Origin of the sequence: Nonomuraea sp. PA05 (assembly GCF_008086045.1) — a bacterium.
Classification (GTDB): Bacteria; Actinomycetota; Actinomycetes; order Streptosporangiales; family Streptosporangiaceae; genus Nonomuraea; species Nonomuraea monospora.
On sequence record NZ_VSEY01000042.1, the window covers coordinates 76,297 to 94,964 of the forward strand.

Sequence of the window (18,668 nt, forward strand, 5' to 3'; positions counted from 1 at the left end):
CATCGTGTCACGAAGCGAACCTGCGTGCACCGTCGAGGCTTACTACTCTGTGAGGTGATCTCCGCCGCGACGGTGCGGCGGACCGGACAGGGAGTCACTACCGTGACCGACGTCTTCGGAGCGTCTCACAAAGACGTTCACGAGCAGGTCGTCTTCTGCGCCGACGAGCAGAGCGGCCTGCGTGCCATCATCGCCATCCACAACACGGCGCTGGGCCCCGCCCTGGGTGGCACCAGGTTCTATCCCTACGACAGCGAGTCCGCGGCCCTGGCCGACGTGCTCAACCTGGCCAAGGGCATGGCGTACAAGAACGCCCTGGCCGGCCTCGACCTGGGCGGGGGCAAGGCCGTGATCATCGGCGACCCGGCCCGTGACAAGAGCGAGGCGCTGCTGCGCGCGTACGGCAGGTTCGTCGAGTCGCTCGGCGGCCGTTACATCACCGCCTGCGACGTGGGCACCTACAGCGAGGACATGGACGTCGTCGCCCGGGAGTCGCGCTTCGTCACCGGCCGCACGCTCGCCCACGGCGGGGCGGGCGACTCCTCGATCCTGACGGCGTTCGGCGTGTTCCAGGGCATGCGGGCCTCGGCCGAGCGGGTCTACGGCACGCCGTCCCTGCACGGCAGGCGGGTCGGCGTGGAGGGGGTCGGCAAGGTGGGGCACCGCCTGGTCGGGCTCCTGCGCGAGGACGGCGCCGAGGTGGTGATCTGCGACGTCGACCCCAAGGCCGTCGAGCGGGTTCGGGTGCGGCACCCGGAGGTCGACGTGGTGGCCGACGCGCGCGCCCTGATGGCCGCCGACATCGACGTGTTCGCCCCGTGCGCGCTCGGCGGCGCGCTCGACGACGACACGGTGGCTTCGCTGCGTGCGAAGATCGTCTGCGGCGCGGCCAACAACCAGCTCGCCCATCCCGGGGTGGAGAAGCAACTCGCCGAGCGGGGCATCCTGTACGCGCCCGACTACGTCGTCAACTCGGGCGGCGTGATCCAGGTCGCCGACGAGATCGGCGGCTTCGACATGGAACGCGCCAGGTCGAAGGCCACCCAGATCTACGACACGACTCTGAAGATCTTCCAAATCGCGGCCGATGAGGGCGTTCCGCCAGCGGTCGCAGCAGATAGGCTTGCCGAGCGCAGAATGTCGGAAGTCGGGCGTATTCGGGCCATTTGGCTAGGCCACTGACGCCCCGCGCCCATACGACGTACCGAGCTGGGCACAAAACAGGTACGGTAATAGGCGAACGATAGGCTGACGCCCGTAGTCAGGCGGCGTCAGTGTGTGGTGCGTTAGCGACGAGGGGTCGGGGACGACCCCACACGAGGGGGTCGAGCCAATGGGGCGCGGCCGAGCAAAGGCCAAGCAGGTCAAGGTTGCTCGCCAGCTGAAGTACAACAGCGGTGGCACGGATCTTGACCGTCTTCGCGACGAACTCGGGGTCGGAGACTCCAGCCGCAATGACGACGCCGACGACCTCAACGATGAGCTGGCGGATCGCTATGCCGATTACGCCGATGACTATGGCGCCGGAGACGACGACGATGGCCGTACGTCCGGCCGTCGATAGCCGTTCTCCTGAGTGATGTGGCCGAGGGGCCCGGCGGCAGGTGCCGGGATCCTCGCTCACGTTCGTCGGGCCCCACGGGCAACCGTGGGGCTTTCGTCATGTTTCCGTCCGGGGAGAACTGCATGGCCTTCCATGGGGGGGGCGCTGCGCGCAAGGGATTCCAGACAGCGTCTCCCAAGGGGGGCAAGCCCCCCTTTCGAACCCCCCGACAAGCCTGCTCGCTGACGCTCGCCGTCGAGCCCGCGCGGGTCCTCGTCACACGACGGGATGAAACCCGAGGGGATCGGGGGCTGGCCGTTGTCGTCCATGCCCGGCGACTCAAGGCTGTGTCGAGAGTTATCGCGCCATGACGCGGTTGCAGTAGCGCGAACCCAGATGGCTGGTCTCATAGGCTGTCTTCCTGCTCCATGCCATCCGTTCAGCGCACCGTAAGCGCCCGCCGTGCCGCATGGATCAGATTGTGAGCGTCGGAGCCGTACACTGCCGACTCCTTGAGCGTTCGCCAGGTTCGCAGGTAAGTGTCCACGCTGGCACGGTCGTCGATCCACAGTTCCGCGTGCCAGGTCTCCACGATGACCTGACGATCGTCGTAGACCCAGAAGGCCGTGGCTGGAGGGATCTTGAGGGGTGCTGACAGAGGGACGATCCCGAGCTGGACCGTGTCCATGCCGACAACGCCGGCGAGGCGGTCGAGCTGGCCGGCAAGCGTCGAGGGCGGGCAGACCAGAGCACGAAGGGCGGCTTCCCAAAGGAGGAGATGAAAGCGCTTGGAGGAGTCGTAGAGCACTTCTTGTCGCTTCATCCGGGATCGCACGGCCTCTTCGACGTCGCTCGGGGACCGCTGCAGCTCCGCATATCTGCTGAATATCGACCGAGCGTAGTCCGGTGTCTGGAAGATTCCGAAGATCATCGAGGACTCCCAGCCCCGGAAGAGCGCCGCGTCAGTGTGCGCACTGAGGTGGGTGTCCTGGACCGGCTTGTGGCCGGCGGCAAGTTGACGCCGCCATGATCGAATATGGGATTCAAAGCCTCTGAGTCTTGCCAGCAACTCGTCATACGCTTCGGGCTGGCCGGTCGTCTCGACCCACTTGCGCAGATCATCCGGAGTGGGAGTCTGCCTGCCGTTCTCCAGCTTGCTGACCTTGGACTTGTTCCATCCGTGTTGACCGGCGAGACGAAGTTCGCGCAGGCGCGCTCCCAGCGCTTCCCGTGCTTGCTGATAATCCGTGCTCACCGGTACGCATCCTCCTACTCTTTCGTGGTGAGCTGTGCCGCGAACTCCTCGTACGGGATGGCGTGATGCATCGCCGCGTCACGCGCGATGGAGTATCGCAGTACCGCTGCGGGTTCCGTGATCAGTTCGACGTCCACCAAGTTGTCTGCGTCGTCGAAGTTGAGCAGCGCGACCAGGCGCGAGTCAAAGAGCCAGAAGTCCTCGGCGGGTAGACCGAGCCGGTCGGCGTCCGCGCGCCAGAGATTGGAGATCCTCTCACCGACAGCGCTGTTACGGCGGGCGTTGTCGAGCAGGTACATCTGTCCGGCGGTGGGCGGGTTGTCGACGATGCGGACGCGTTCGAATCGCTTGCCTTGAGCGGTCTGTTCGCGGCGCTCAGCGCACCACACCGCGTCCACTCCGTCCCAGCTCACGGCCTCGCCGCGGGCGAACTGAGCGTAGGTGCCGGTGAGCTCGTCGGAGGCGTAGCGGCGGCGCGTCTCCAGCCGCCACGCGGTATGTCCGAACCGCGTGAAGAGCTGGTCGAACTCCTCGAGCGCGATGATGTTCGGCACGCGAACAACCTCCTTCGGGCCGAAGTCCACGAGCAGCTCGCGCGGAACAACGACGGGTATCTCACCCTCGTTCAGGTGGTGAAGCTGGGCAATGTCCTCGGGATCGGTGAGCGGTGGCCCGTGAACGATGATCTCGTTCGAGCCGAGATCCTCATGGATGGCAGGGCATCCGTTGACGCCTGAGCTTGTGCCGTTGAAGCGGAGCCGTCGCGCCATGGCCTTCCCTTCGCTCGGGGTCGCGATCTCTCACAGGTTCTCGCGAGATCGGCGCCTCCACACGAGGTTCCGCTCCGCCAATCAAGGAACATCGCGCAACATCGCGACTCAAACAAGAAACTCTGCGAAACTTCGTGGCGTTCCAGAAGGGGCCGTCCCTAACGTTTCGTGCATGGACGGTCACGGGTCCGAACCTCCATGCGAGCGCCTGCCCCGCTGCCGGGCACAGGCGCCACCCGTTCGCGCTGGCCGTCACCCAGGTGGTCGAGCTGTACGGAATCAGGCGTGTGAACACATGAACCGGCCCGACGACGAGGGCTCGACCCGCGGCCATGCCCCTCTGAACCCTGGCGGCGCCGATGCCGGCCGGGGTCTCACCACTGCACCAGAGGAGACACCAGTGCCCCGACACGAAGACCCCAACAGCCCCAAGGACAAGGAAGTCGACGGGACCGAAGGCGGTACCGGCAGCACCAACGACCAGCAGCAGGAACCTCAGGGCGACCACGCCAAGGGCAAGGGCGAGAAGTGACCGCCACCCCCGAGCGTCTCGACCGGCTGACCGCCGCCCTCGACCCCGAGGGATCCGGAGACATCAGCCAGGCCGTCATCGACGCCGTGCGGGCTGTGCCCCGGCACCTGTTCATCCCCGACGTCGGCCTGGTCGTCGAGGAGGACGGAGCGCCGTACCTGATCGACAAGCAGGCTGACCCCTGCGCGTGGTGGGACACCGTCTACTCGCGCAGCATCATCGTCACCCAGCTCGACGACGGCGCGACCGGCCTCGACGCGCTGGCCGGCGACTCCACGTCCTCGGCGTCGGCGCCCAGCACGGTCGCGGACCTGCTCAACCATCTGCGGGCCGAGCCTGGCATGCGGGTGCTGGAGATCGGTACGGGCACCGGTTACACTGCCGCGCTGCTGTCCCGGCTCGTCGGAGATCAAGGGGAGGTGACCTCCATCGAGGTGGATCCGGCCGTCGCCGAGCAGGCCGCCAAGAATCTCGCCGCGGCCGGGCTCACGCCGCGGCTGCTCATCGGTGACGGGGCGCTCGGCCGCGCGGACGGGGCGTCGTACGACCGTGTCCACGTGACGTGTGGCGTACGCGAGGTGCCGTACGCCTGGGTCGCGCAGACCCGGCCGAGCGGGGTGATCGTGCTGCCCTGGCATCCGGGGTACGGCACCAGCCACGCGCTACGGCTGGAGGTGCGCGACGACGGGACCGCCGTGGGCAGGATCGAGGGGTTCGCCGGGTACATGATGCTGCGCTCCCAGCGGCCCCGGCCGTGCGAGAACCAGGCGCCGGGGGAGGAGCGGCGGCACTACCGGACCGCGCTCGACCCGCGGGCGCTAGACCAGCTCGGTGCGGGCGCTGATCTGGCCATCGGCGCGCTGACCGGCCTGCGGTCGCACACCAGCGAGGGCACCGACGAGGACGGCGCGTATGTGCGCGTGTTCGTCGCCGACCCCGACGACTCGCGTTCGTGGGCATCGGCCACCTGGCGGCCGGGCAGCGTCACGTACGGCGTGCAGCAGGTGGGCGACCGGCCGGTTTGGGATGAGGTGCTGCAGGCGTACGCGCAGTGGGTGAGCTGGGGTGAGCCACACTGGCGGCGCTTCGGCGTGACGGTCGCGCCAGAGGGACAGTGGGTGTGGCTGGACACCCCGGAACGGGTGCTGACCAGCGCCTGAGCGCCGGTTGAAGCCCGGGGCGGTTCCCCGCGACAGGGGTCCGCCGCCGGGCTGCCAGCTCGTGCATCACGGCCATCGGGAAACCTTTCGAGGAGGCTCCGCGCTCAAGGCTGGGACTGTTGAAACCCCCGAGCAGATCGGATCGTCGGGCTGGCCGTTGCCGGTCGTGCACGGTGTCTCAAGGCGGTGTCGGGTCGGGTCGCTGCTGGTCGAGCCGGGTCTCATGGCTCAGATGTTCGTACAGTTCGCGCAGGGTCGCGCCACAGCGCACGTTGGACAGACCGCTCTTCCTGGAGACCAGGACGGTACGGAAGGCGATGTAGGAGCCTCCGGCGCCCTCCAGAATCTCCCAGCCGGGAAAGTCTCCATCTTCGGGCCCACACTCACTCCACCCGATGCCGAGACGGACGAGAACGTTCCACAGCGGCTGCCTCTTGGGACCGGTCCGTCAGCGGCAGCAACGCCCACACGACCCGCTCACCCGCTCGTGTCCGCGTGCCCCAGCGGCCATCCGTCAGTTCGTCCACGAGCCACAGGCCACGGCCGGACGTCATGACCTGCGTCATTCCAGAACGGGTTAGTGGCCACAGCTACTGGAGTGTGTCCTTTTGGCCGGACGCGAATGACACTGTGCGACTGGTCGGAAGCATATAGTCAGCGCTAGGTGTGTGTGGCGGCCGTCCTCTGAGCGCTCGCTACCGAAGTCCGTGACTCACCCCCGCAGCCGTCACGAGAAGGAAGACAGCATGGGTAAGGGAAAGCACGAAGACCCGAACAGCCCGAAGGTCAAGCCGTTCGAGCCCGACCCGGCCGCGATCACTCCTGATGGCAACAAGGAGTCCACCGGGGAGCACGGCAAGAAGAACGGTGGCAAGAAGTAGTGGGCGACCCTGCATCCGAGGGGGTCGAACGCCTCGCCCGGTATGTGGAAGGGCTCGGCGGCAACCCGGCCTGGGTCATGGACGCGTTCCGCGCCGTTCCCCGGCATCTCTTCGTTCCCGCTGTGGCGTTCGCCACTCCGGACGACGTCCCGGTGGTCATCGACCGGGACGCCGATCCGGGAACCTGGTGGGACACCGTTTACTCGAAAGAGCCGATCATCACCCAGCTCGACGACGGCGCGACCGACCTCCGCACCGCGGTGGGCGCTTACACGTCGTCCTCTTCGGCGCCGGCCACGGTCGCCGAGTTGCTGCGCGTGCTCGACCCGGAGCCGGGCGACAGTGTGCTGGAGGTCGGCACCGGCACGGGGTGGACGGCGGCGCTGCTGTCCCATGTCGTCGGCGAGCACGGGCGGGTGACGTCCATTGAGGTGGACGCGTCGGTCGCCGAGCAGGCCGCGAAGAACCTCGGCGACGCGGGATTCCATCCGGTCCTGCTCGTCGGTGACGGTGCGGATGGCTGCGCCCACTTCGCCCCCTACGACAGAGTGCACGTCACCTGCGGCATCAGGCGGGTGCCGTACGCGTGGGTGGAGCAGTGCCGGCCAGGCGGGGTGATCGTGGCGCCGTTCTCTCCCGGCGTGGGCGAGGAATTCGTTCTACGGCTGCGTGTCAGCCGGGACGGGACGGCGCTCGGCCGGTTCCCCGGGTTCGCCTACTACATGCGGATGCGCTCCCAGCGGCCGATCAGTCACGTCCCGGACGACGGCACCGGCCGGTACGTTCCTACGGCGGTGCATCCCCGCACGATCGGGCTCGCACCGCCCGGTGCCGATCTGGCCATGTCGGCGTTGACGGGCCTGCACGCCCACGTGAGCCGGGAAGAGGACCGGTTCGTGGTGTACGTGCGCGACCCCGACCATGCGGACCGGTGGGCGGCGGCCACGCATCGGCGGGGCAGCCGCGACCACGAGGTGTACCAGATGGGCGATCGGCCCTTGTGGGAGGAGCTGTTGGACGCCTACTTCCGGTGGGTGTCGTGGGGCGAACCCGGCCCCGAACGGTTCGGGATGACCGTCACCTCGGGGGGTGAGCAGTTGATCTGGCTCGACACGCCGGAACGGGTGCTGAGGCATGACCTGCCCAGGGAATGACCGAACGGCCACCCGCCTACGCCCGGCCGCCCGCGCCATCCGCAAGAAGCAGCAGACGATCCGTCGGCCGGGCGACTTCTGTGCGAGGTGACCAAGGGTCAGGCGCGCGGAAGCCCATGCGGTTCAGCGGTAGCGGGCCTGCCCGCTGCCCGGCACGACCTCACCCATCACCCACGCGTCCACACCCCGCCCGGCCAGCAGCCGGACGGCCGCGTCCGCCGCGTCGGCCGGCAGCACGGCCGCCATGCCGACGCCGAGGTTGAACGTCCGGTCCATGTCGCGCTGCGCCACCTTCCCGTACGTCGACAGCACCCCGAAGACGGCGGGCGGCGTCCACGACGAACGGTCCAGCAGGGCGTCGAGCCCCGGAGGCAGGGACCGCGAGAGGTTGCTCTCGATCCCGCCCCCGGTGATGTGCGCGTAGGCGTGCACCTCGACCGTCCTGGCCAGCTCCAGGCAGTGCAGCGAGTAGATCCGCGTCGGCTCCAGCAGCTCCTCGCCCAGCGGCCGCCCCAGCTCGGGCAGCACGGTGTCGAGCGACAGGTCGTTCTCCCGCAGCACGTGCCGGACCAGCGAGTAGCCGTTGGAGTGCACCCCGGAGGAGGCCATCGCCAGCACCACGTCACCGGCGGCCACCCGGTCGGGCCCGAGCATGGCGGACGCCTCCACCACGCCGGTGCCCGCGCCTGCGAGGTCGTACTCGTCGGCGCCCATCGCGCCCGGGTGCTCGGCCGTCTCGCCGCCCACCAGCGCGGCCCCGGCCAGGCGGCAGCCCTCGGCCACGCCGCCGACGATCTCGGCGATGCGCTCGGGCACCACCTTGCCGCAGGCGATGTAGTCGGTCATGAACAGCGGCTCGGCCCCGCACACCACCAGGTCGTCGAGGACCATGCCGACCAGGTCGATGCCGATGGTGTCGTGCTTGCCGTACCGCTGGGCGATCATGACCTTGGTGCCCACGCCGTCGGTCGAGCTGGCCAGCAGCGGGCGCTGGTACTTCAGCAGGGCCGAGGCGTCGAACAGGCCGGCGAAGCCGCTGGCGTCGTCCACCACCTCGGGCCGCCGCGAGCGGGCGACCTTGTCCTTCATCAGCTCGACGGCACGCTCGCCCGCCTCGATGTCGACACCGGCGGCCTCGTACGTACTCACGAGGCCTCCTTCGTCGGCAGTGCGAGCACAGTACTGCTGCGTCTGATGGTTCGTTCGCTACGCTCTCTCACGCTTTGCTCTCCAACACGAACTTGCCCACGTTGTCCTGGTCGATCGGGATCGGGTACTCGCCCGTGAAGCAGGCCCTGCAGAGCCGGTCGGCCGGGATCGTGGTGGCCTCGGTCAGGCCCTCCAGCGAGATGTAGCCGAGCGAGTCGGCCCCGAGCGAGGCGCGGATTTCCTCGACCGACAGCGAGCCCGCGATCAGCTCCGCCCTGGTGGCGAAGTCGATGCCGTAGAAGCACGGCCACTTCACGGGCGGCGAGGAGATGCGTACGTGCACCTCGCGCGCCCCCGCCTCGCGCAGCATCTTCACGATCGCCCGCTGCGTGTTGCCGCGCACGATCGAGTCGTCCACGACGACGAGCCGCTTGCCCTCCACGACCTCGCGCAGCGGGTTGAGCTTGAGCCGGATGCCGAGCTGGCGGATGGTCTGCGAGGGCTGGATGAACGTGCGGCCCACGTAGGAGTTCTTCACCAGGCCCTGGCCGTACGGGATGCCGCTCTCCTGGGCGTAACCCACGGCGGCGGGCGTGCCCGACTCGGGCGTGGGGATGACCAGGTCGGCCTCCACCGGGTGCTCGCGGGCCAGCACGCGGCCGACCTCGACCCGGGTGACCTGGACGCCGCGCCCGGCGATGGTGGTGTCGGGGCGGGCGAGGTAGACGTACTCGAACAGGCAGCCCTTCGGCTCCGCCAGCGCGAAGCGGCGGGACCTGACGCCCTGCTCGTCGATCGTGAGCAGCTCGCCCGGCTCGACCTCGCGGACGAACGTGGCGCCCACGATGTCGAGGGCGGCCGTCTCGGAGGCCACCACCCAGCCGCGCTCCAGGCGGCCCAGGACCAGCGGGCGGATGCCCTGCGGGTCGCGGGCCGCGTAGAGCGTCTTCTCGTCCATGAACACCAGCGTGTAGGCGCCCTTGACCTGTGGGAGAAGCTCGGCGGCCGCGTCCTCGACCGAGCGGCTGCGGTCCTGCGCGAGCAGCGTGGTCAGGACCTCGGTGTCGGTGGTGGCGCGGATGGAGCCGGGCGCCAGGCGCTGGGCCAGCTCCGGGGTGTTGATCAGGTTGCCGTTGTGGGCCAGCGCCAGGCCGCCCACCTCGGTGGAGCTCAGCGTGGGCTGCGCGTTCTCCCACACACTGGATCCGGTCGTGGAGTAGCGGCAGTGCCCGATGGCCAGGTGGCCGCGCAGGGTGCTGAGCACCGACTCGTCGAAGACCTGGGCCACCAGGCCCATGTCCTTGTAGACGAGAATGCGGCTGCCTTCGCTGACCGCGATGCCCGCGGACTCCTGGCCGCGGTGCTGCAACGCGTACAGCCCGTAGTAGGTGAGTTTGGAAACTTCCTCGCCCGGAGCCCAGACGCCGAAGACACCGCAGGCGTCTTTAGGTGCGCGGTCGTGGGGGTCCAGGTCATGGCCGAGCCGGCCGTCGCCCTTCAGCACATGCCTCAGTTTAGGTCGGCCGCTTCCGTGCTCGCACACCCGGGGTTGAATCAGAGGGCGTGGGCTGACCTGCCCGCATTCGAACCGTCCCGGATGATCTCTCCCGTGAGGTTGTGGTTGGCCGCCGACCCGAGGAAGACGATCAGCGCGGCCATGTCGTCGGCGGTGGAGAGCCTGCGGGTGGGCGTGCGGGCCGCGAGCCGGTCGAGGACCTCCTGCGGGAACGGGCGGACGCCGGTGACGGTGAGGCCCGCGACGGCCACGTTCACCAGGATGCCGTCCCTGCCCGCCTCCCAGGCCAGCGCTCTGGCCATGCCGTGCAGGGCCATCTTCGCGGTGCCGTACGGGCCTGGGCCGGGCACGCCCTCCTCGCCGATGCCGGAGGAGACGAGCACGATCCGGCCCCACTTCCTGCGCCGCATCTCCGGCAGCACCGCCCCGGCGAGCAGGGCGTTGCCGACCACGTTGGCGTGCATCATGGCGGACCACTCGGCGGCCGGGACGTCCTCGAACGCCACGCTGCCCGGCTGGACGTTCCCCCAGCGGACGGCGTTCGCGACGAGCGCGTCCACGGGGCCCGCCTGCGCCACGGCGGGCGCGATGGTGGCGTGGTCCTCCAGGTCGAGGTGGACGGCCGCGCCGCGGACGCCCGTGGCCTGGATGCGCTCGACGACCTCGGCGGCGCGGTCGGCGCCCGTGTTGTAGGAGATCGTGACGTCCGCGCCCGTTCTGGCGTACGCGAGCGCGGTGGCGGCGCCGATGCCGGACGAGCCGCCGGTGACGAGTACGTGCATGGATGTAGCCCTCTTTGAGTTCACTTAGCCGACTAATTAGCCAGCTAACTTCAGAGGATGCCGATGTACAAGGGTGTTTCGCTAGCAGTGAAAGCGGCCTTCGGGCGTGACACGCAGCAGCTTGGCGAGCAACTCGCGCTCCTCAGGCGTGAAGCCGCGCTGCAGATCCTCGTCGAGCTGGTTCCACACCTGCTGCACCGGCTCGCGCAGGGCCTTACCCGTGTCGGTGAGGTAGACGCGGCCGATCCGGGGGCGGTCGGGGTCGGGGGCGCGGTAGACGATGCCCGCGCGCTCCAGGCGCTGGAGGGTCTTCGTGACGGTCGGCGGCTCGACGCCCAGCCTGGCGATCAGGTCGCCCTGTGTCAGGCCGTCCTCGCGCCAGAGCTGGTTGAGCAGCAGCTCCTGGCCCACGTGCAGGCCCAGCGGGACCAGCGCGGCGGCGAGCTGGTTGCGGTGGGCCTTCATGAGCTTGATGAGCGCGTACGTCAGGGTCTCGTCCAGCATGCACTCATCTTGCCTCCCGCCTGGTGCTTTGGCGCATGGTGACCCAAGGATGAGCGTCGTCTTACCGTGTCGCGTGGTTTAGCCGACGGCTTCCGCGAAAGGGTGAAGTATCCGGCATGCAGACCCTCGGGAGACGCAGACGTGACCACACCTGAGGACCCGAACGAGCCCCGCGAAGGGCAGCGACCGCACGGTGACCGGCCGCAGGAGGGCCGGCCCGAGAGCGCGCCGCCTCAGCATGAGCCTGAGTGGTGGAGCGAGGGCACGCTGCCGGAGGACGAATGGCCACCCGAGTCCCGTCCGCCCGAGCCGGGCCCGCCCGAGCCGGGCCCGCCCGAGCCGGGCCCGCCCGAGCCGGGCCCGCCCGAGCCGGGCCCGTCCGAGTCGCGTCCGTCCGAGTCGCGTCCGTCCGGGGCGAGCCCGTACGAGCCGCGTCCGTACGAGAGCGGGCCCACGGGTGGTGACCAGGAGCCTGAGGAGTGGTCAGCCGGCGGCCCGCCCGGCGCGGGTCCCACCGGCGGCGCGGCCCCGGACGAGCGGGAGCCCGGGGAGGAGGAGCCGATCGCGCCCGTCCCGCCCGTGGTGCCGCGTCCCGACGTGCCGCCGACGCACGAGCCCAGGCCCGTCGGCGAGCCGTCCCACCCCGACCTGCCCACCTCGCCCGAGACCCCGCAGCCCACGGGAGGCGACGCGGAGGCCACCCAGGCGTACCCGATCCCCGGCGCCACCCCGTCCTACCCCGGCTGGGGCGGCCCGCCGCAGGAGGAGCCACCCTCCCGGCCGGAACCGTCCCGGTACGAGCAGGGCGACCAGCCGCAACCGTCCCGCTACGAGCAGGGCGACCAACCGCAGCCCTCCCGCTACGAGCAGGGCGACCAGCCGGAGCAGGATCCGACGGTGCCGGGCACGACGCCCTCCAGCCCGTACGGCGGCCCGCCCGGCTACCCGCCACCCCCGCCTCCAGGAGCCCCCTACGGCTCCCCAGCAGGCCAGTACGGCCAATCAAGCCAGCACAGCCAATCCGGCCAACCGGGCCAGCCCACGCCACCCGGCCAGTACGGCCAGCCCAGCCCCTACGGTCAGCCCAGCCCGTACGGCGAGCCAGGCCAGCCAGGCCAGCCAGGACAGTCGGGCCCCTACGGTCAGTACGGTCAATACGGCCAGTACGAGCAGGACAGGCCAGGCAGCGGCCTGGCCACCGCCTCACTGGTCCTCGGCGTAGCCAGCCCGTTCCTGGTCTTCGTCTGCTTCACGGGCCTGATCACCGCGATCCTGTCGATCGTCTTCGGCTGGGTGGCGCTGGCCAAGCACGCGGGCAAGGGCCGCGCCATCGCCGGCATCGCGATCAGCGTCCTGTCGCTGATCCTGTTCGCGATCGTGGCCATCTGGTTCTGGAACGTGGTCCAGGAGTGCGCCCACCTGCCGGGCCAGCTCGCGGACCGGTGCTTCGAGAGCAAGTTCCCCTGGATGAGCGGCACCCGCTAAAGCGGCAAATATCCGGACAAGTCGGCTCGGGAGCCGCTCGCCGAGATCGCGCCTCGGGCCATGGCCTCGTCCCACGTCAACCGCCCGAGCGCGAGCTCGATCCAGGTCCGCCCATCCATCTCCACCACGTTAGGCGGCGTGCCGCGCGTGTGCCTGGGCCCCTCGATGGCCTGCACGGCCGCGTACGGCGGCACGCGCACCTCGACGGTCCTGCCCGGCGCCGCGCTCGCCAGCCTGTCCAGCAGGTGACGCACCGCCATCCTGGCGGCGTCGCGCTCGGGCCGCAGCCCGCGCTCGTAGGCGGCCAGCACGGCGGCCACCAGCGCGGCCGTCAGCGCGGAGGCGGGCCCGTCGTAAGGGGGTTCGTCGAGCGCGACGAGCTGGCCGTCGAGGGCGGCCCTCAGCTTTTCCTGATCCATCTTGCGTGGTGGCACCCCTACATTCTCTCCCGGTAAGCGTTCATCGAGACGGAGGTCGTCGTTCACCTGAGGTTTCGACGGCGACCGTAACCTCCCGGCGGTATAACCGCGCACATATATGGAGGACCTGTGGCGAACCCTAACGCGGGGAGGCGGCTGCTGCCGCTGCTCTCGACCCCGCACAAAGGTGGCCGATCCGCGTTGACCTGTCAGTTCCGCTGCGGCAACGCGTGCGCGCATGACGTGGCCAACACGACTGACAACGCCTACTTCGGCGACGTGGTGAAGCAGGCGCTGTCGCGCCGTGGCGTGCTGCGCGCGGGCGCGCTGGGCGCGATCGTGGTGGGCACGGGCGTGGCCGGCGCCGTGCCCGCCCTGGCCGACGAGCCCGAGGCGGACGCCGCCAGGCACGGCGGCAGCGGCGACAGCGACATCCGCTTCACCGCCGTACAGCCGAACAAGGATGACAAGCTGACCATCCCGGACGGCTACCAGTCCTCCGTGGTCGTGCGCTGGGGCGACCCGGTGCTGCCCGGCGCGCCGGAGTTCGACTTCGACAACCAGAGCGCCGACGCCCAGAACAAGCAGTTCGGCTACAACTGCGACTACGTGACGGTCTTCCCGATGGGCCGGGACCGCGCGCTGATGTGGGTCAACCACGAGTACACCGACGAGAGCCTGATGTTCCGCGGGTACACCGGCGGCGCGGCGGCGACCGAGGAGCAGATCAAGATCGGTCTGGCCGCGCACGGCGGCTCGGTCGTGGAGATCGAGCGGGCCGGCAGGACGGGCGAGTGGAAGCTGGTCACCAAGGGCCGCCGCCGCTACAACCGGCGCATCACCGCGCAGACCAAGATGCGGTTCACCGGCCCGGCCGCGGGCAGCGACCTGCTGAAGACGGCCGCCGACCCGAGGGGCACCACGCCCGTCGGCATGCTGAACAACTGCTCGGGCGGCACCACCCCGTGGGGCACGGTGCTCACCACCGAGGAGAACTTCAACCAGTACTTCGTCAACGCCGACAAGGTCCCCGAGGCGCAGAAGCCGTACATTACGCGGTACTCGATCACCACCGGCACCCCGTCCTCCAGCCGCCGCTTCGACCGCGTCGAGGAGCGCTTCGACCTGGCCAAGCACCCGAACGAGGCCAACAGGTTCGGGTGGATCGTGGAGATCGACCCGTTCGACCCCGACTCCACGCCGATCAAGCGCACGGCGCTCGGCCGCTTCGCGCACGAGGCCGCCACCACGACCCTGGCCCGCGACGGCCGCCTGGTCGTCTACATGGGTGACGACGGCCGCTTCGAGTACATCTACAAGTTCGTCTCGAAGGACCGCTACATCCCCGGCTTCGACCGGCACAACCGCGGCCTGCTGGACGAGGGCACCCTGTACGTGGCCAAGTTCACCGGCGACAGCCCGGCCGCCGAGCTCGACGGCACCGGCAAGCTGCCCTCCGACGGCCAGTTCGACGGCTCGGGCGAGTGGCTTCCGCTGGTCTCGGGCGACAAGTCGTTCGTGGACGGCATGACCGCCCAGGAAGTCCTGGTCTACACCCGTTCGGCCGCCGACAAGGTCAAGGGCGGCGCGACGAAGATGGACCGCCCCGAGGACATGGAGCGCAACCCGGTCACGGGCGGCGTCTACGTGGCGCTGACCAACAACACCAACCGCACCGCGGCCCAGGTGGACGAGGCCAACCCGCGCCCCTCGAACAAGCACGGCCACGTCCTGGAGATCGTGGAGCGGCGCAACGACGCCGGCGAGAAGACGTTCGCCTGGTCGCTGCCGCTGGTCTGCGGCGATCCGAACGACGCCTCGACCTACTTCGCCGGCTTCGACAAGACCAAGGTCTCGCCGATCTCCTGCCCGGACAACGTGACGTTCGACAAGGACGGCAACCTCTGGATCTCCACGGACGGCAACGCGCTCGGCACGAACGACGGCCTGTTCGTGATGCCGGTCAGGGGCAAGGAGCGCGGCTACGTGCGCCAGTTCCTCACCGTGCCGGTGGGCGCCGAGACCTGCGGCCCGCTCGTCACGGACGATCAGCGCAGCGTCTTCGTGGCGGTCCAGCACCCGGGTGAGACCGACGGCGCCAGCCCGGAGGCCCCCAGCAGCCGCTGGCCCGACGGCGAGGGCAGCCAGCCGCGCCCGTCGGTGGCCGTGGTCTGGCACGCGCGGGGCAAGAAGGTCGGGGCTTGACCTCGACTTAACTTGAGGTCGTAGCGTCCATGTCATGAGCATGGAAGTGACGGCCTGGCACCAGCTGTATTCGATGAACGACCGGCCGGAGCGTCGTCCTGTGTCCAGGGCGACGCTCCGCCGCATCGGGGCCTTCGCGCGCCCGCACCGCCGCAAGCTGACGCTGTTCCTGCTGCTCAGCGTGGTGATGGCGGGCCTAGCAGTGGGGGCGCCGCTGCTGGCGGGCCGGGTGGTGGACGCCATCTTCGCCGGCGAGCCGATCGGCGTGGTCGTGGCGGTGGCGCTGGCGATCGCGGGCCTGGCCATCGCGGAGGCGGGGCTCGGCCTGGTGAACCGCTGGCTGTCGGCGGGCCTCGGCGAGGACCTGATCCTCGACCTGCGGACGGCCGTCTTCGACCACGTGCAGCGCATGCCGGTCGCGTTCTTCATGCGCACTCGCACCGGCGCGCTGGTCAGCCGGCTGAACAACGATGTGATCGGCGCGCAGCGGGCCTTCACCGACACGCTGTCCGGTGTGGCGGGCAACGTCGTGACGCTCCTGCTGACGCTCGTCGCGATGATCGGCATCTCCTGGCAGATCACGCTGCTGGCGCTGCTGCTCCTGCCCGTGTTCGTGCTGCCGGCCCGGCGGATGGGCACCAGGATCGCCCGGCTGCGGCGCGAGGCGGCCGACCACAACGCGGCCATGGGCACCCAGATGACCGAGCGGTTCTCCGCGCCGGGCGCGACGCTGGTCAAGCTGTTCGGCCGGCCCGCGCACGAGTCGGCCGAGTTCGCCGCCAGAGCCCGCCGGGTGCGCGACATCGGGGTGCGCTCGGCCATGACCCAGTCGGCCTTCGTCACCGCGCTCACGCTGGTCTCGGCGCTGGCGCTGGCCCTCGTCTACGGCCTCGGCGGCTTCTACGCCCTGGCCGGGCAGCTCGCCCCCGGCGCGGTCGTGGCCATGGCCATGCTGCTGACCCGCCTGTACGCGCCGCTGACCGCGCTGGCCAGCGCCCGCGTGGACGTGATGAGCGCGATCGTCAGCTTCGAGCGGGTCTTCGAGGTGCTCGACCTCAAGCCGCTCATCCAGGACAAGCCGGACGCCCGCGAGGTGCCGGAGGGCCCGGTGGCGGTCGAGTTCGACGACGTGCGCTTCGCCTACCCCGCGGCCGACAAGGTCTCGCTGGCCTCGCTGGAGGAGGTCGCCACCCTCGACACGCGCGGCGGCGTCGAGGTGCTGCACGGCCTCTCGTTCCGGGCCGAACCCGGGCAGATGGTGGCGCTGGTCGGCTCGTCGGGCGCGGGCAAGTCCACGATCGCGCAGCTCCTGCCCCGCCTGTACGACGTCGACTCCGGGGCCGTGCGGCTGGGCGGCGTGGACGTCCGCGACCTGAGCGCCGACTCGATCCGCGACACGCTCGGCATGGTCACCCAGGACGGCCACCTCTTCCACGACACGATCCGCGCCAACCTGCTGCTGGCCAGGCCGGAGGCGAGCGAGGAGGAGATCTGGGACGCGCTCACCCGCGCCCGGCTGGCCACGCTCATCGGGTCGCTGCCCGACGGCCTCGACACGATGGTGGGGGAGCGCGGCTACCGGCTGTCGGGCGGCGAGCGCCAGCGCCTCACGATCGCCCGCCTGCTGCTGGCCAGGCCGCGGGTGGTGATCCTGGACGAGGCCACCGCGGCGCTCGACTCCACCTCCGAGGCGGCCGTGCAGGCGGCGCTGGGCGAGGCGCTCGAAGGCAGGACCGCCGTGGTGATCGCGCACCGGCTCTCCACCGTCCGCGCCGCCGACCTGATCCTGGTGATCGAGGACGGCCGGATCGCCGAGCGCGGCACGCACACTGAGCTGCTCGCCGCCGGGGGCCGCTACGAGGAGCTGTACCGCACTCAGTTCGAGGACCCGACGGCCTCCGGGGTGGCGGCGGCCTGAGGCTCCTCGACGTCAGGCTGGGGGCGCAGCGAGTAGAGCGCGACCGGGATGGCCGCCAGCACCACGACCGCGGCGACGACCAGCGTGAACTGGTAGCCGTCGAGGAAGGCGGGCAGCGGCGGCAGGCCGCTCGCGTTCTGCCTGGCGGTCAGCAGCGCCCCCAGCACGGTGATGCCGAGCAGGCCGAAGACCTCGCGGGAGACGTTGAGCACGCCCGAGGCGACGCCTGAGCGCTCCTTGGGCATGCCGTTGAGCACGGCGGAGGTCAGGGGGACGAGCAGGCCGCCGCCGAGGCCGTACAGGATGAACCAGGGCGCCACGTCCGCGTAGTCGCCGCCGGCCCCGACGCGGGAGAGCAGGAAGATCGCGGAGCCCATCAGCGCCATCCCGAGCGCGACCGTGCGGCCGATCCCGAGCCGCGCGCTGACCTGCTGCGACAGGATCGCCATCACGCCCATGACGACCGCCATCGGCACGAACGAGGCGCCGGCCTGCGTGGGGGAGAAGCCGAGCACGTTCTGCAGCCACAGGGCGCTGAAGAAGTAGATGCCGAACACCCCGAACGACCAGATGCCGCTGGTCAGCACGCCGCCGCTGAAGACGCGCGACCTGAACAGCGAGACCGCGATCATCGGCTCCGCAGCCCGCGTCTCGACCGCCAGGAAGCCGGCGACCGCCGCCGCGAACACGCCGAACGCGGCCAGGATCGGCGCCGAGGCCCAGCCGAGGCTCCCGCCCTCGATGAGCGCGAACGTCAGCGCGAACAGGGCCAGCGCCGACAGGGCCAGGCCAGGCAGGTCGAGACTGCGGCGCACCCGCGTGAAGGCGGGCCGCACGGCCCACAGCGCGAGCCCGCCGGTGACCACGCCGATCGGCACGTTGATCAGGTAGATCCAGCCCCAGTGCAGGTTCTCGCTGATGAAACCGCCCAGGGTGGGACCGAGCGCCATGGACAGCGCGCCCGAGGCGCTCCAGATGCCCACCGCCCTGCCGCGCTCGGCGGGGTCGGGGAAGATCTGACTGATCAACGACAGCGTGGTCGGGGTCAGCAGCGCGGCGCCGACGCCCTGCACGGCCCGCGCGGCGATCAGCATCCCGCCCGAGGTGGCCAGCCCGGCGGCCAGCGAGGCCAGCGTGAAGACGGCCAGCCCGCCGAGGAACACCCTGCGGGCGCCCAGCACGTCCGCGAGCCGCCCGCCGGCCAGCATGAGGCCGGCGAAGACCAGGATGTAGGAGCTCATGATCCATTCCAGCCCGGAGATGGTCAGCCCCAGTTCCCGTTGGATCGTGGGCAATGCGACGTTCCCCACGTTGTTATCCAGATAAGTCATGAATGTGCCCAAGGTCACAGCGACCAATGCCCACCAGCGCATGGCGGCGCCTCCTATACAGCGT

17 protein-coding genes are annotated in these 18,668 nt (G+C 70.0%); 9 read left to right on the forward strand and 8 right to left on the reverse strand.

Annotation, left to right across the window (positions count from 1 at the left end; translation table 11 throughout):
• Positions 1-102 precede the first annotated feature (102 nt).
• Complete coding sequence (locus tag FXF51_RS46875; RefSeq protein ID WP_148441286.1) at positions 103-1,182, forward strand: Glu/Leu/Phe/Val family dehydrogenase; 1,080 nt, start codon at positions 103-105, stop codon at positions 1,180-1,182.
• Positions 1,183-1,333: 151 nt separating this feature from the next.
• Entirely contained in the window at positions 1,334-1,564 is a 231-nt protein-coding gene (locus FXF51_RS46880) for a DUF3073 domain-containing protein (protein ID WP_080047438.1), read from the forward strand.
• A gap of 418 nt (positions 1,565-1,982) precedes the next feature.
• Here FXF51_RS46880 and FXF51_RS46885 read toward each other — a convergent pair whose 3' ends face one another.
• Positions 1,983-2,798 (reverse strand): Scr1 family TA system antitoxin-like transcriptional regulator, encoded by an 816-nt coding sequence (locus tag FXF51_RS46885; protein WP_148441287.1) that lies wholly within the window; start codon positions 2,796-2,798, stop codon positions 1,983-1,985.
• A gap of 14 nt (positions 2,799-2,812) precedes the next feature.
• Entirely contained in the window at positions 2,813-3,568 is a 756-nt protein-coding gene (locus FXF51_RS46890) for a DUF6879 family protein (RefSeq protein WP_148441288.1), read from the reverse strand.
• A gap of 400 nt (positions 3,569-3,968) precedes the next feature.
• Here FXF51_RS46890 and FXF51_RS63150 point away from each other — a divergent pair, with 400 nt between their 5' ends.
• The 4 genes from FXF51_RS63150 (at position 3,969) to FXF51_RS46900 (ending at position 7,295) form a co-directional block, all read left to right on the forward strand.
• On the forward strand, positions 3,969-4,100 hold the full coding sequence (locus FXF51_RS63150; protein ID WP_262380297.1) for a hypothetical protein: 132 nt from the start codon (positions 3,969-3,971) through the stop codon (positions 4,098-4,100).
• A complete protein-coding gene (locus FXF51_RS46895) occupies positions 4,097-5,260 on the forward strand; it encodes a methyltransferase domain-containing protein (protein WP_262380298.1) in 1,164 nt (387 codons plus the stop codon). The genes FXF51_RS63150 and FXF51_RS46895 overlap by 4 nt, the downstream gene beginning before the upstream one ends.
• Positions 5,261-6,006: 746 nt before the next feature.
• On the forward strand, positions 6,007-6,141 hold the full coding sequence (locus FXF51_RS63155; RefSeq protein WP_262380299.1) for a hypothetical protein: 135 nt from the start codon (positions 6,007-6,009) through the stop codon (positions 6,139-6,141).
• On the forward strand, positions 6,141-7,295 hold the full coding sequence (locus tag FXF51_RS46900) for a class I SAM-dependent methyltransferase (RefSeq protein ID WP_148441289.1): 1,155 nt from the start codon (positions 6,141-6,143) through the stop codon (positions 7,293-7,295). Before FXF51_RS63155 ends, FXF51_RS46900 begins: the two co-directional genes overlap by 1 nt.
• A gap of 123 nt (positions 7,296-7,418) precedes the next feature.
• On the opposite strand, the gene purM is transcribed toward FXF51_RS46900, so the two are convergent.
• The 4 genes from purM to FXF51_RS46920 form a co-directional block, all read right to left on the reverse strand.
• Positions 7,419-8,444 (reverse strand): phosphoribosylformylglycinamidine cyclo-ligase, encoded by a 1,026-nt coding sequence (gene purM, locus FXF51_RS46905; protein WP_148441290.1) that lies wholly within the window; start codon positions 8,442-8,444, stop codon positions 7,419-7,421.
• Between the two features lie 67 nt (positions 8,445-8,511).
• A complete protein-coding gene (gene purF, locus FXF51_RS46910; protein ID WP_148441291.1) occupies positions 8,512-9,948 on the reverse strand; it encodes an amidophosphoribosyltransferase in 1,437 nt (478 codons plus the stop codon).
• A gap of 50 nt (positions 9,949-9,998) precedes the next feature.
• Positions 9,999-10,742: an SDR family NAD(P)-dependent oxidoreductase gene (locus FXF51_RS46915; RefSeq protein WP_148441292.1), complete on the reverse strand. Its 744-nt coding sequence runs from the start codon at positions 10,740-10,742 to the stop codon at positions 9,999-10,001.
• Between the two features lie 81 nt (positions 10,743-10,823).
• Positions 10,824-11,246: a MarR family winged helix-turn-helix transcriptional regulator gene (locus FXF51_RS46920; protein ID WP_148441293.1), complete on the reverse strand. Its 423-nt coding sequence runs from the start codon at positions 11,244-11,246 to the stop codon at positions 10,824-10,826.
• A gap of 141 nt (positions 11,247-11,387) precedes the next feature.
• Here FXF51_RS46920 and FXF51_RS46925 point away from each other — a divergent pair, with 141 nt between their 5' ends.
• Positions 11,388-12,731, forward strand: a complete 1,344-nt coding sequence (locus tag FXF51_RS46925; protein WP_148441294.1) for a DUF4190 domain-containing protein — start codon at positions 11,388-11,390, stop codon at positions 12,729-12,731.
• On the opposite strand, the gene FXF51_RS46930 is transcribed toward FXF51_RS46925, so the two are convergent.
• Positions 12,728-13,150 carry a sterol carrier family protein gene (locus FXF51_RS46930; RefSeq protein ID WP_148441295.1) on the reverse strand — a complete coding sequence of 141 codons (423 nt, stop codon included), beginning with the start codon at positions 13,148-13,150 and terminating at the stop codon, positions 12,728-12,730. The genes FXF51_RS46925 and FXF51_RS46930 overlap by 4 nt on opposite strands.
• 129 nt (positions 13,151-13,279) lie before the next feature.
• Here FXF51_RS46930 and FXF51_RS46935 point away from each other — a divergent pair, with 129 nt between their 5' ends.
• Both FXF51_RS46935 and FXF51_RS46940 read left to right on the forward strand, forming a co-directional pair.
• Positions 13,280-15,355, forward strand: coding sequence for a PhoX family protein (locus FXF51_RS46935; RefSeq protein ID WP_148441296.1), 2,076 nt, complete (start codon positions 13,280-13,282; stop codon positions 15,353-15,355).
• Positions 15,356-15,389: 34 nt separating this feature from the next.
• On the forward strand, positions 15,390-17,273 hold the full coding sequence (locus FXF51_RS46940; protein ID WP_148441297.1) for an ABC transporter ATP-binding protein: 1,884 nt from the start codon (positions 15,390-15,392) through the stop codon (positions 17,271-17,273).
• On the opposite strand, the gene FXF51_RS46945 is transcribed toward FXF51_RS46940, so the two are convergent.
• A complete protein-coding gene (locus FXF51_RS46945; RefSeq protein ID WP_148441298.1) occupies positions 17,231-18,646 on the reverse strand; it encodes an MFS transporter in 1,416 nt (471 codons plus the stop codon). The genes FXF51_RS46940 and FXF51_RS46945 overlap by 43 nt on opposite strands.
• Positions 18,647-18,668: the final 22 nt, after the last annotated feature.

Bases quoted from the DNA above. Each gene is read 5' to 3' on its own strand.
- FXF51_RS46880 (WP_080047438.1), top strand. From the start codon at position 1,334: ATGGGGCGCGGCCGAGCAAAGGCCAAGCAGGTCAAGGTTGCTCGCCAG.
- FXF51_RS46890 (WP_148441288.1), bottom strand. From the start codon at position 3,568: ATGGCGCGACGGCTCCGCTTCAACGGCACAAGCTCAGGCGTCAACGGA.
- FXF51_RS63155 (WP_262380299.1), top strand. From the start codon at position 6,007: ATGGGTAAGGGAAAGCACGAAGACCCGAACAGCCCGAAGGTCAAGCCG.
- FXF51_RS46915 (WP_148441292.1), bottom strand. From the start codon at position 10,742: ATGCACGTACTCGTCACCGGCGGCTCGTCCGGCATCGGCGCCGCCACC.
- FXF51_RS46920 (WP_148441293.1), bottom strand. From the start codon at position 11,246: ATGCTGGACGAGACCCTGACGTACGCGCTCATCAAGCTCATGAAGGCC.
- FXF51_RS46930 (WP_148441295.1), bottom strand. From the start codon at position 13,150: ATGGATCAGGAAAAGCTGAGGGCCGCCCTCGACGGCCAGCTCGTCGCG.
- FXF51_RS46940 (WP_148441297.1), top strand. From the start codon at position 15,390: ATGAGCATGGAAGTGACGGCCTGGCACCAGCTGTATTCGATGAACGAC.
- FXF51_RS46945 (WP_148441298.1), bottom strand. From the start codon at position 18,646: ATGCGCTGGTGGGCATTGGTCGCTGTGACCTTGGGCACATTCATGACT.